This window comes from Xenorhabdus thailandensis, from assembly GCF_037996785.1.
GTDB lineage: Bacteria > Pseudomonadota > Gammaproteobacteria > Enterobacterales > Enterobacteriaceae > Xenorhabdus > Xenorhabdus griffiniae.
Map to the genome: position 1 here is coordinate 264118 of NZ_JBBMXF010000009.1, position 12676 is coordinate 276793.

A 12676-nucleotide genomic window follows, 5' to 3' on the forward strand; every position below is an offset into this window, starting at 1 on the left:
AAAACTCACTACCAGCCCTCGCCAGCAGTGAGTTTCTGCTATCAAAATGCAATTTTTATTAACTAGAATTTCCAGTTGGCATTCAGGAATACCCCATTATCCTTATGGCTGTCCGATAAAACACCGTTATACCCCAGTGACAGTTTAGTATTTTTACTAGTTTCCAATTCCGTACCTACCTTGATTACAGCAGCATCACGCGCGGCTGAAACACTGTTGACAGTAAAGGTGGCATCACTATTGTTAAAACTTAATTTAGTGCCTTGATCTACCTTACCAAACCGATGTTGCCAACCCAATTCAGCATATGCTGCTACAGTGATTTCATTTTCGGATTGCCATTTTTGATCGACACGTAAACCTAGTGTGGAGAAGGTTGCATTTTTCGATTGTTTCTTACCGTTCAATGCAGCGGCACCGCCATGTTCATTAATACCCTCATTGCGGAAATTAACATAAGACAGATTAGCGAATGGCTCCAGATTCAGCCAGGAAGTATTTATTTCGTAAGCTGCTTCAGTAAACAATTGACCGGTTTGAGCATCATATTTTGCTTTCAGATTGTCTGATTGACGACCAAAAGCAACTGAGCGTTTGGTATCAAAACGATGCCAACTGTAAGTAGCGCCGGCACGTAATGCCAAAGCATCAATCCGTTTACTACCGTATAGCGCCAAATGGAAATTGTTACTACGTGCTGAAGTGTGATATCCACCGTTCAAAGAAGAGCGGGTATATCCGGTAGCGATACCGAGTCGCCAATTATCACTTAACTCTTTATCTGCTCCTAATAACACACCATAGTTAGATACACGATAACCATTGACTTCACTGTTACCATTAGCACGTTGCCAGTTACCTATTACTTGTCCCCAAGCGCCGTTTTTATTTACTTTAATATTCTGTTCGATAGTTCCACCATTAGCCTGACGCAAACGGGTATTCAGCGTATCGCGCAGATAGCGGCTATTATTGATTTGTGCCGCAGCAATATCAGCATGGATCTGGCCGGAAGAAAGTTGTTGAAATGCTTGGCGAGCTTGTGCCGCTGTATCAAACATCAAGATACTTTCATAAACGGGATGCCCCAAACTCAGCTTATCAGCGGCATTAGCTACAGCACGTTCATTAGCAGTTACTCCTAAACTAGCAAATGTGGTGGAATTACGTTTTATATCCAACATTACCCGATTAGATTGAGAACTGGACGGGTAACTAAGTTCAGTACCAATAAACAAATAGTTTGGCTCTACAGTTGCAAATTTGCCGTTGATTCCCCCGGTTGCTTGCAGAATATTATATTGCTGCCCAAGCAAACTACGAACCTCTTGCTTCGATAACAAATTGTTACTATTTTCCAGAGTGACTTGCACTTCACCGCCTTTCAGCATAGCCGAACCATTGCTAATAATGCGATCACTATATCCCTGGGTATTTGGCGCCACTTTTACCAGATAACGTGAACCAGCTTGGAACGTCACATTACGATCAACGTTCAACGTACCACTGGAACTGACAGCGTTAGAACTTAAGCTGCTTGGTGCAATACTGGCACCAGAGTTGGCTATGATTGAACCGACAGTACCATCACCGCCAAGAATTGCGTTATCTTGCACAGTAACGTCTGAAGTTATGGAGCCGCTAACCAATAAATGACCTTGTTCAACCAAAGTTGGCCCTTTATAAGTGCTATTTTTACCGGCCAACTCAAGTATACCGTTACCGGTTTTTGTCAACCCACCATGACCGGAGATATCATTTCCCCAGCTGTCATAAGCACATTCAATACTATTACAGATTCGTTCTACAGTAGTGCCTTTCTCAACTATGCCACCAATACCTGGAATATTGGCAATAAATTGAGTTTCAGAATAAGAACCAGGAATATAGTATTTCTTCGGAATATCCTTTTCGGTAATAAACATCTTAGGGCCATCAATAGCATCTTTCAGATTCAACATTCCCCAACCATACATATCATCCAAACCCGGTTTACCTAAATCGGTTGCCGTGGTTTTAAGGACATCTGCGATTTGCCCAGCAGTCATATAAGGGAATCGTTGCATCAAAACGGCAGCGGCTCCAGCCACATGCGGTGATGCCATTGATGTACCTGTGTAGGCATCATGGGTAGGATCTATCGTCAACTCACCATTTTGGAAAGCCTTTTCGTCGATTTTTCCATTCACGTTAGAAACGAATTTTCCCGTACTACTGTAAATTTTTGTGCCCGGTGCCGACAAACAATAGCTGGCGGTATAACCACAACGGGTTGATGAAACGTTAATCTCGTTTTCCCTGGTTAGGTTGGCAACACTGAGATAATTTTTCAATGCGTCAGGAAAGAAATAGGGCATACCCGCATGTAACCAAGTGACGTTATAGTTATTCGCATTCCCCGCAGCAAAAACAACTAATTTGCCTTGACGCGCTGCCCGCAATAGACCCGCAGTTTTCGTCGTATAGTCGTCCAGTTCTGGAATTGGGGAACGGCTTAGCCTATCCAAATCATCTTTAATTGGTGTGACATAATTAATGAGATCTTGCAGTGTGACTGGGTAATACTTAACAGTCCCATTTTCCCATCTCTTAGGCTTACCATTTTCATCAGTTTCATAAGAGGGACGAACGCCCCAGCTGTTATTAATGACACGTGCGTTGCTTTGGATCATGGCTTCTGTACGGTTATACGGGTTTTGTAAATATTTCCCAGTAATCAAACCTGCATCAAATGCCACACCATGCATTTCCTTGCCGTCCCGGTTTGCTGCAATGATCCCAGAAACATGGTTACCGTGAGCTCCAAAACTGATAATCCCTGTGTAGGGATCTTTATCGTAGTTCCAAGTATCGTTTGGGCTCAAAATTTTCAGTTTTCCGGCAAATTGAGGATGGTTGGTAACAGCTTCATCCAATACACCAACATTAATGCCTTTACCCGTGTAACCACGAGCATAGGCATAATGGGCACCAATAGCAGCCAATCCCCACTGATGATTAAATTCATCTGATAACCAGCTATCCGGTGAGTTTTTCTTACCCTGTTCCTGATATTCAGTAGCAGCTATTGAAGTGTTAATAGGTAATACCCCAAAAAATAATGTCATCCACAAAAAAATCGGTCGTGCCGAATTGTTTTTTTTCATAATAGAAGTTCCATTTTTCAAAAATTGGCAAAATTGGCAACTTTCAATTTGCTGTTTTTCAAATTGCTCATTGAAAAGTTATTATTAATGAAACCGATGACGATGATTGAAATGCAATAAGTAAGCTATGGTGAGATTGACCTATATTTTGATTAGCTACAGAGCAATGCAGACCATAAATATTCTCTGCCTACAAGTTGCTATAGCATAATAATAAGACTAAAAATGCAAGTGAAAAAATTAACTTTATTATAACTATTTTATAACAATAAAAAGATCATGCACATAGTATCATCCTTCTTAAATCTTCTTTAAAATGGCATGGTTTTGGCATAATGTTAATTTATTGATTGTATATTGTTAATTATTTGTGTTACATGTATGTGATCACCACTTGCGATACTAACTTGAGTGATGATTTATTAAATGACTGTTTCTATCAAGGTGTTTATAAAATTTTTCTAAATTTAATTGCTTTCGTTTTAATAATTATTATTGGTTTTTTACTCTATTTAGAGTAGATAATTTATTTTCAAAAATAAATTATCCCGTGTGAATAAATTGTTATCCAATATAAATTAAACATTTTTAAAAAACCATAACAAATAATCATAACCGAATGCGAATGACTCATCATCTTTTTACATAAACAATTAATCGTAAATGTCTTTCTAAATCAGTGACCATTGATGTGTAATCGAAACTAGTTTCCTGTCCATTTACATTTAACTCCCGTATTCCATTACAAGGTTCATAGATTTCATGTCTATGCCACATATCACAAAAATCCGGTGATATTTTAATCAGCTTATTCACAATCTCTTGAATATAACTGTCTTTAGCGACAAGAGCATAATCACGCCTAAAGCTAGCGAGTAGACGATAAGCATCTCGTTCCCAATGGCACAATAGTTCACGATAATACTCACTGGTAAATAATAACCACAAAAAATTACGTTGTTCTCCTGTAAATAGACTAAAACGAAAGCATTCATCTGCTGGTTGATTAAAAGCTAAAACATCCCAATGCAAGTTCAGCACATAAGTTAAATGAGGTGATAAATCATCCATAATCTGTTTGATCAATGGAGAAACAACACACCAAGTTTGCCCAGTTTCGATAGGCTCACGCATGTGTGCCAGTAGGTATAAATGCCTGCGTTCTGCGGTGGTCAGTTTTAATATTTTGGCGAGGTTATCTAAAAAAGCAGCGGACACGCCAATTTCTCGGCCTTGCTCCAGCCATGTATACCAAGTGACGCCAACACCAGCCAAAGCAGCTATCTCTTCGCGCCTCAACCCAGGAGTACGACGACGTCCAATATGAGGCAATCCAACGGATTCAGGGCTGATACTTTCTCTCTTTGTGCGTAAAAAGTTAGCTAATTCAATACGAGATCTTTTCATTTTTGTCATTTATTTCAACCCATTACTTTTAGTAATAGTATAAATGGTTAAATTGTAACAGGCTAATAGGGTGATTAAAATCTGTTTATCTCAAACATGGTGAGGATTTTTATCATGACTAAAAGGGACTATTTAGCCTTGTCGGTTTTGTTATCAGCTGGATTTGTGACTATTTTTGATCTTTTTGTTGTCAACGTTGCTATCGCCAATATTCAATTACACTTACAAGCCAGTTTATTCCAAATTACACTTATTATCGTAACCTATGAAATTGGATTTGGTTTGTTACTGATTACAGGAGGGCGCTTAGGGGATCTATTTGGGCGGAGGAGATTATTTCAATTAGGTATGCTCGCTTTTATCTTAACATCCTTGCTTTGCGGTTTTGCACCTACAGCAACTTTTTTGGTTTTTTCCCGGTTTTTACAAGGATTATCAGCAGCTCTGTTATTTCCTCAAGTTTATGCCAGTATCCGTGTCAGCTTTGACGCAGAAAATAGCCGTCGCGCATTTGGGTTATTAGGAATGATTTTAGGTTTAGCAGCAATTGCAGGTCAAACCTTGGGAGGGTGGATGATTTCCGCCAATTTATTGGATTTACAATGGCGCTCAATTTTCTTGGTTAATGTACCAATCGGTTTATTATCCTTAATTTTCTCAGGTTATCTCAACGAAAGCATTGCTCAAGAAAAAACGGAATTAGATTTAATTGGAGTAGCACTTTCCAGTATTGGCATTTTTGCTTTGTTGTTACCACTTTTGATTGGACCAACATTGAACTGGCCAATGTGGTGCTGGGTATCTCTCTTTTTAGCCTGCCTGACACTGCTGCAATTTTTCTATCATGAAAAATGTTATGTAGCCAAAGGAAAAACACCATTATTCAATTTTGATTTATTGAAAAACAAACAATTTAGTTTAGGTTGTTTATTGGTTTTGTTTATCTATTCAACATCAAGTTCATTTTTCCTTGTTTTCGCCTTACTTTTACAAAATGGTTTAGGTTTCAATCCATTCAATGCAGGATTGATTTTTGCTCCAGCAAGCGTGGGTTTTGTTTTATCTTCACTCAATGCCCCTTATTGGGTTAAACGCTTTGGTAGTAAAGCCATCATTACTGGAAGCTTACTTTATATGCTTTCTTTCATTGCCTTGATTGTTGCCATTGCCACCCTGTCACCAACAAATTCATTGATATTTGTGATAGTACCAATTCTAATATTCCTTGGATATGGTCAAGGTTTTGTTATGACGCCATTGCTTAATATCGTTTTGGCTTTTGTTAACGTGAGATTCGCAGGTATGGCATCAGGAGTAATTGCAACGTTGCAACAAATTGGCGCTGCTTTTGGGGTTACCGTGGTTAGCATATTAATTCAATGGCATTTTGATGAAATAGAAACATTGCTTCTGTTTACATACCAAAAAGCCTTTGTTCACAGTATGCTTTACAATGTCGTAGCGACTTTTATTGCATTTTACTTATTGAAAAGATTAAATAAAAATAAGTTAAATCAATAGGATATAAAAAGTGAACAGACCATTTACAGGAGCAGATATGGTTTGGCTCGAAGCTTCTATCAAAGCTCATAATTTTGTGGCGGCTGAATTCTGATAGTTTGGCCGCGGTTTTTGTATCGCCAGATAAACAGGGGCAGGGAATTGGTAAGGCATTAGTGAATGATGCTAAAAATCGAAGAACTGAACTCACGTTATCGGTCTATTACGGGCTGTGATAAAAAAGAGAAAATGGATTTAAATAAGGGAGCCACATACTCTCGGCTAAAATTTTTGAGCCGAGAGTATGCATAAGGGACTGAATATTGTTTATCTACATACCATACAGATAATTTCTGCTTTCTTCACCAACATCTTCACGAACTTGCTTCAGTGCCTTAGCATAAGATTTAAGTAGTTTCAGTGTATAGTTAACGCGACTTTCAAACTCCTCATTGTTGCAAATGAGATCTTTTAAAATCAAACTTTCACCCTGACGGAAGATTAAATGATCAGGCAAGAAACAAACATGATTATTTTTAAAACCCGTCATCCGTAATTCACAAAGAGGATAAACACCGTTAATTCCATGTGATACACTCACCAATAGTGCTGGTTTATGGCCTAATTCTGCTATAGAACAATGCAATAAAAGGTTCTTCAACGCCGGAGTTGACATTCCATGCCATTCTGGAGTGACAAAGATAAATGCTTCACTTTCTCTTAAATGTTGTGCGATTGGCTGCCAGGGATGAGATTCTGCTGATATATCTGTTGTAAAACCATCATGTAATGGTAATTCTACACTGGAGAGATCCAGAATTTCTATTTTAGTAAACCCATACTCACTACTTAACTTTTGTAAATAACACGCTACACGTTGGCTGAAAGAGTTTGGGCGTTGACTACCTGAAATTATAGTAAGTTTCATTGATTTTCCTGTCATTCTGTAATAGCTAATCAAATCGTAGGATTATCGGTTTTTTCTATCTGGTTTCGAGGAATCGAAAACCAAACAGCGATAATAATCGTGCATGCACCTAACATTTGTGGCAAGGAAAATGTTTGATTTAGAAACAAATATCCTAAAATACAAGCAGATAGGGCACCAAGGAATCCCAAAAATGAGATTGTTACAACGGGTAACTTTTCAATTCCTCGAAACCAAATAATATAAGAAAACACCGCTCCGATTATACACAAATAGCTATAGCCGAAAATATTGGTTACAGTGAGGTGTTGTGGTAAACCTTCTATAGAAATAGCAACAGGCAATAACATTAACCCTCCAAGAGTTAATTGCCAGCCGGTAAAACTGAGTAATGATAAATTGGTGGGGCGGTTCCAATATTTAGTAAGCACAACCCCTAAAGCCATACAACTGCACCCCGCGAACCCCGTAATAACGCCTTGCCAATTTAAGCTACTGGCTGAGTTTAATACTAATAAGCCAATCCCGACAACGCCCAATATTGCCGAAATAATATGTTTGATTGTGAGAGAAGTTTTCAATATGTAAGTACTTAACAAGATAACAATTATGGGTTGGCAAGCCATGATTAATGATGCCGTACCACCAGGTAGATATCCTGCCGTAACAAAGAGAAAATAGAAGAAGACACCGATATTGAGCAAGCTCAACACCATAATACGTAACCACCAAATTCCTTTGGGCATAGTACGGCAAATCAACAGTAATAATATACCAGCAGGTAATGCTCTAATGGTAGAAGCTAGCAAAGGCATATTGGGTGGTAATACTTCTGTCGTAATAATGTAAGTGCTTCCCCAAACAATTGGGGCTAATGCAGTCAATAACATATTATGGATAGATCTAATTTCTAGCATGCTGTTGTCCTTCTGATTTGTTCGTTTTTTGTTCTTAACATCACTTTTTTTAGTACTCCTTTTTAGTGCTTACTACCTAAAAAAATCATCAATAAAAGTATCTTTATGTAAAGATAAATTAAAATAATAGCCTAATTGATTTTTATCAAGTATCTTTTTTGTCGAAATAAAATGAATAGGGAAAAAGCATGAAGTACGATCACGTTGACCGATTACTGAGACAGTGGGAACAGCAGCGCCCAGATCTTGATCCGTCGTCGATAAGCGTTATTGGGCGGTTATGTCGCATTCACAAAATTATTGAACAACGCTTGCAACATGCTTTCAAAGAACACAGCCTAAGTCTCATTGAATTTGATATTCTTGCGACATTGCGTCGTAATAACATACCAATTACACCTACTGAGCTATATCAATCCGTTATGTTAACTTCTGGCGCAATGAGCACGCGTATTGAGCATATGGTACAACGGGGATTGATTGGGCGTATTGCCAACGAAGAAGACCGACGTAGTTGCAAAATTTTTCTGACTCCAGAAGGAAGGGCATTGATAGACAAAGCAGTGGAAAGCCATTTGGAGAACCAAACTGCGATTCTCAAGCCATTGACAAAAACCCAACAAGAACAACTGGCAACACTGCTACGACATTGGTTGCTGGAGAATGAGTCAGAGAGTTTTTAAGAACGAAGTTTTCAGACAAATTGAAAGTAGCTTTCCATAAAGATATCAATAAATTGACTCAATATCTTTACTTAAAGATTTTTTCCAAAACACTCGCCCTGATTTATCCCAGGGCGAGGTAGAGTTAAGAATAAAGAATATTAGAACTTAACATTAATTCTTGCCCAGTAAGTGCGCCCAGGCTCATTTACTGCTGTATTGCCGGAATAACCAAAGCCCTGATTGCCCGCTAGGTTAAGGTGTTCGCTATAAGCTTTATCAAAAATATTGTCAACACCAGCACTAACTTGAATGTTTTTGGTCACCTGATAGGCTGCATTTGCAGATAAGATGGCGAATTCTTTGCTACGATCAAAGTCTTTGCCGACAACGTTACCTTCATTGATTGCCACTCGGTGCTGGCTATTTACCAAACGCAACAAACCACTGCTAGTCCAGTCACCATATTCCCAAGTCAGGCCGAGACGCGCTTCCAGAGGTGGGGTTTGTGGTAATGGGCGATGATGAGTGGTATTTTGCGCCCAGGAATATGCCAGGCTGGCATCAGTTTTCCAATTTTCGTTAAAATTATAAGAAACTCCCGTTTCTCCACCCATAATGGTGGCATCCACGTTACCAGCCACCACATTCTTGTTATGATAATCGAACAAGATAAAGTCATTCACTTTACCTATATACGCTGATATCCAACCTTTCAGTCGGTTATCATTATATTGTGCACCGATATCCAATTGGGTTGTTTTTTCAGACTTGATATTAGTGAAAGCATTGCTGCCTGCTTTACCCGAAACCAGCTCCCAGTAATCAGGAAAACGCTCGGTATAACCCAGGCCGACATAGAGCATCACCGGAGATTCTTTCAGGTTATGTTCAAACCGAATAAAGCCAGCAGGTAGGGTCTCTTTACGTTCTTGTTGAGTCGTATATTTATACGCTGTTGCACGATCTAATCGCACACCACCGATAACTTTATTCTGTGTAGTTGCATCCCAGGTTAATTCACCAAAAATACCGTAATCACGGAAGCGGACATTTTTCATCCAGCCATTTCTTTCAGCTTCAGCCATCATGCGATCGGTATTGGTACGGTGAATATTAGTTTGCATATCCACACCGCTCTGTAACTTGAAATCTTCCCACACCCAAGTTCCCATCATACGGCCACCCATTGTCAGGCGGTCAGGTTCTGAGGCCATTTTCATTTTTGAATGACGCATGGAATAGTTATCCATCACATGGTCGGTGTAGTTGTAATAAAAATTGGATTCGAATTTGTCAAACACTTCGCCAATGTTGGATTTCTCAAAACGCACACCAAAACTTTTGCGCTTAAATTGAGTACCATCCATATTTCGCGTGGCGTAACGTGCTTCACCATCGCCGTGTCCAGCGCTTAACTCCAGTAACGTATTTTCATCAGGTGTCCAACCTAAGGCGACATCGGTATTCCATTTATCCCAGCGGGAAGGAACGTGATTGCCATCACCATCTTTATAATCATTGGAGCGGGATTTATTACCGATCAAACGGATATATCCTAGTTCATTGCCAATACTGAGATCAGCGTTACCATCCCAACGACTATTAGAGCCAATAACTGTGCTGACATTACCTTGAGCACCAAATTGTTCAAACTGAGGGCGAATACGCTCGAAACGGATCGTTCCCGCTGAATTACCTGGCCCCCAAAGTACAGTTTGTGGGCCTTTAACTAAACTCAAAACATCAAAACTTTCTGGTGAAATATAAGAACTTGGCGCATCCATACGTCCACCGCAAGAGCCCAAGATTTCACTGTCATCAATTAACATTCTCAGGCGAGAACCAAACATGCCACGGAATACAGGATCACCGTTAGTGCCACCGTTACGGATCTGTGAAAACCCTGGAATGGTTTTCAGGTAATCAGAACCATCACTAGCAGGTATTGGTTGACGAGGTACTTTTAGTGAAGAAACGACCTCAAGTGGTGAAACTGCCGGTGCAGTTACCGTTATCACAGTTTCATTATCGTGCTCATGAGTAATGTGTTTTCCTTCTGTTTCTTTGGTATTGGCAGCCCAGCCACTGCTTGGCATTGTGAGTGCGATAGTCAAAGCTGCTGTCAGAGGTGATATACGAAATAGTTGCGTAATAAACATAAAAAAATCCCTTAATTAGTAACATTGCCATACAAATTGCGTAAGGCAAGGAAAATAAAATGGTTTATTTCAAGCAGACCGACTAAATAAGGGGTGGGGCGCGTGGTTGTGATTCGCCATAAAACAGCCGAATAACAGGGCCAAAGAAACGCAATATTGGTGGTGCCCTGAACACAATGAGTGTCAGTAAAATGAAAGGAATAAAACCACCAGCTAATAATGGCAGATTAATCAGAAGTTGACAGTAACCACAAGCGATATCGTCCATTATGCCCATATGGACATGATCTACACCATGATGATTCATCGTGTGTGTCGATGGCATATCAGACACAAACACACAATGATTTATTTCACTTTTTATTTCTTCACGGTGGTGCTCCAGTGTTTTTGATACCACCGGTGCAATGAACAACATCAAAATCGCCAGTAAGGCGATGATAGCAGGTGTTCGGTTTTGTGAGAGGCGAAAAAGCGATAACAAGCTAATGATCCGGATCAATTTCTACGATTGAGGGCTAATCTTACTGCATTTGGGATGGGATTGTTAAAATATTTTAGGATCTTGTATCAGTCACCAGCGTTCCAGTGCATCGTAATTTCACTAGAACGCTGGATTTATCTGTTCTCTTCCAAGAAGACCCGCCTTCCTGTTCAGATATGGCCTGCATCTTCTCCTACCCATATCACTGTAACTCATTCTCCATTACATTGTATTTCCATTTTGTCCTTTAATATCGCCATAATCATAATTTTTCATTATTGATTTACCTGGCGTATTTTTATCAGTTTTGAACATACATGACCCAGTATTTGAACATATTCTTATGACAAATTCTTCTTGAGGTGAAAGACGTATATCGTTAATGGTAAAGGCATCTTCCTCGTTGTTAATCCTAATCAAGTCGTTGATATATTCAAATGTATTATTTCTATACATAAGCCTAGGCGTTACCCCATCATATAATGATATATAATAAATTTCTGGAGAATACCAAGGTATATCATTACCAAATAAGTTAACCACTGGATTATCAGGAACGAAACCGAGAGCATAACCAAAATGACGTACTAATAATATATACATATATCTTTTTACTGCTTCATGTGGATTATAAATATCACTAAATGTTCTCATTATCGCTTCTATTATTTCATCATTCATTCCTACAAGGAAATTATCAATATATATACCATATTGTCCTGCAAGATTAGCATTCCTTAATGCCAATGTATTTATATATCCAGTTTGTGGTATATAAGCGATAGCAGGTTCAAGACCAGGTCTTCCTGCTAACATACTTAATGCCGAAGAATGACCAATCCTGAAGTTTGCTTCCTGAGAATTATTTGCGCGCCTAATAGTTAATTGTGGATATAGATCACGAGCGACATTTCGCCAAAAATCTATAGCAGCCTCAATTTCTGCGGAGTAATCAATTCTACTCGTAGCATCATAAATTTCAGCATGAATTACAGCTCCATTAGGCGGTATAGTATAGCGAATCTCCCCTCCATAAGCTTCCACTGGGTTATAATTATTTTCATCTTGATCAGTTTGTGTGATACTAGCTCTATATTTTATTATCTCATTAGCGTTAACCTCCATTGCATTTAAAATAAAGAAAAAATAAATCACCCTTGTAAACATTAATAATAGAAATTTAAAATATGCTTTATCATTCATAACACCCATCCTATTTTTAATAAACTTAATGGATATATACAATTTGATATGAAGTGAATAATGTTTTATATATTTAACTTAACGTGTAATTTTACTCTTATTCATTAAATTTAATTCCTCCTAATGTGCATAATTAATTAGTTTATCAATCCTCGTAATAAAAGCAATCAGCGGATGGAAAACATCATATTTTTATGATTATATCTATTTTAAAATTTGTGAGTTTCACTTTTGTGAGTAAACTCATCAATAATGATTCGATAATTG

General features: G+C 38.6%; 10 protein-coding genes. 3 read left to right on the forward strand and 7 right to left on the reverse strand.

Annotation, left to right across the window (positions count from 1 at the left end; all coding sequences use genetic code 11):
* Positions 1 to 62 precede the first annotated feature (62 nt).
* A complete protein-coding gene (locus AAC853_RS09545; RefSeq protein ID WP_340614413.1) occupies positions 63 to 3146 on the reverse strand; it encodes an autotransporter domain-containing protein in 3084 nt (1027 codons plus the stop codon).
* A gap of 633 nt (positions 3147 to 3779) precedes the next feature.
* Positions 3780 to 4562 carry a helix-turn-helix transcriptional regulator gene (locus AAC853_RS09550; protein ID WP_340614414.1) on the reverse strand — a complete coding sequence of 261 codons (783 nt, stop codon included), beginning with the start codon at positions 4560 to 4562 and terminating at the stop codon, positions 3780 to 3782.
* Positions 4563 to 4667: 105 nt separating this feature from the next.
* Here AAC853_RS09550 and AAC853_RS09555 point away from each other — a divergent pair, with 105 nt between their 5' ends.
* Positions 4668 to 6074, forward strand: a complete 1407-nt coding sequence (locus tag AAC853_RS09555) for an MFS transporter (protein WP_340614415.1) — start codon at positions 4668 to 4670, stop codon at positions 6072 to 6074.
* Between the two features lie 98 nt (positions 6075 to 6172).
* Positions 6173 to 6289, forward strand: coding sequence for a GNAT family N-acetyltransferase (locus AAC853_RS09560; protein WP_340614445.1), 117 nt, complete (start codon positions 6173 to 6175; stop codon positions 6287 to 6289).
* A 95-nt stretch (positions 6290 to 6384) separates the two neighbouring features.
* Here the strand turns inward: AAC853_RS09560 and AAC853_RS09565 are convergent, their stop codons facing one another.
* Both AAC853_RS09565 and AAC853_RS09570 read right to left on the reverse strand, forming a co-directional pair.
* A complete protein-coding gene (locus AAC853_RS09565) occupies positions 6385 to 6981 on the reverse strand; it encodes an NADPH-dependent FMN reductase (RefSeq protein ID WP_340614416.1) in 597 nt (198 codons plus the stop codon).
* 29 nt (positions 6982 to 7010) lie between these two features.
* Positions 7011 to 7871 carry an EamA family transporter gene (locus AAC853_RS09570; RefSeq protein ID WP_340614417.1) on the reverse strand — a complete coding sequence of 287 codons (861 nt, stop codon included), beginning with the start codon at positions 7869 to 7871 and terminating at the stop codon, positions 7011 to 7013.
* Positions 7872 to 8086: 215 nt separating this feature from the next.
* Between AAC853_RS09570 and AAC853_RS09575 the strand changes: the two genes are divergently transcribed.
* Positions 8087 to 8581 carry a MarR family winged helix-turn-helix transcriptional regulator gene (locus AAC853_RS09575; protein WP_338882302.1) on the forward strand — a complete coding sequence of 165 codons (495 nt, stop codon included), beginning with the start codon at positions 8087 to 8089 and terminating at the stop codon, positions 8579 to 8581.
* Between the two features lie 140 nt (positions 8582 to 8721).
* On the opposite strand, the gene AAC853_RS09580 is transcribed toward AAC853_RS09575, so the two are convergent.
* From AAC853_RS09580 to AAC853_RS09590, 3 genes are all read right to left on the reverse strand, one after another.
* Positions 8722 to 10722: a TonB-dependent copper receptor gene (locus AAC853_RS09580; RefSeq protein WP_340614418.1), complete on the reverse strand. Its 2001-nt coding sequence runs from the start codon at positions 10720 to 10722 to the stop codon at positions 8722 to 8724.
* Between the two features lie 82 nt (positions 10723 to 10804).
* Entirely contained in the window at positions 10805 to 11206 is a 402-nt protein-coding gene (locus tag AAC853_RS09585) for a DUF2946 domain-containing protein (RefSeq protein WP_340614419.1), read from the reverse strand.
* A gap of 222 nt (positions 11207 to 11428) precedes the next feature.
* A complete protein-coding gene (locus AAC853_RS09590) occupies positions 11429 to 12409 on the reverse strand; it encodes a hypothetical protein (RefSeq protein ID WP_340614420.1) in 981 nt (326 codons plus the stop codon).
* Between the last annotated feature and the right edge of the window lie 267 nt (positions 12410 to 12676).

What these genes read in the sequence shown, in the direction of transcription:
- AAC853_RS09545 (WP_340614413.1), bottom strand. Translation starts at nt 3,146, where the DNA reads ATGAAAAAAAACAATTCGGCACGACCGATTTTTTTGTGGATGACATTA.
- AAC853_RS09550 (WP_340614414.1), bottom strand. Translation starts at nt 4,562, where the DNA reads ATGACAAAAATGAAAAGATCTCGTATTGAATTAGCTAACTTTTTACGC.
- AAC853_RS09555 (WP_340614415.1), top strand. Translation starts at nt 4,668, where the DNA reads ATGACTAAAAGGGACTATTTAGCCTTGTCGGTTTTGTTATCAGCTGGA.
- AAC853_RS09565 (WP_340614416.1), bottom strand. Translation starts at nt 6,981, where the DNA reads ATGAAACTTACTATAATTTCAGGTAGTCAACGCCCAAACTCTTTCAGC.
- AAC853_RS09570 (WP_340614417.1), bottom strand. Translation starts at nt 7,871, where the DNA reads ATGTTATTGACTGCATTAGCCCCAATTGTTTGGGGAAGCACTTACATT.
- AAC853_RS09575 (WP_338882302.1), top strand. Translation starts at nt 8,087, where the DNA reads ATGAAGTACGATCACGTTGACCGATTACTGAGACAGTGGGAACAGCAG.
- AAC853_RS09580 (WP_340614418.1), bottom strand. Translation starts at nt 10,722, where the DNA reads ATGTTTATTACGCAACTATTTCGTATATCACCTCTGACAGCAGCTTTG.
- AAC853_RS09590 (WP_340614420.1), bottom strand. Translation starts at nt 12,409, where the DNA reads ATGAATGATAAAGCATATTTTAAATTTCTATTATTAATGTTTACAAGG.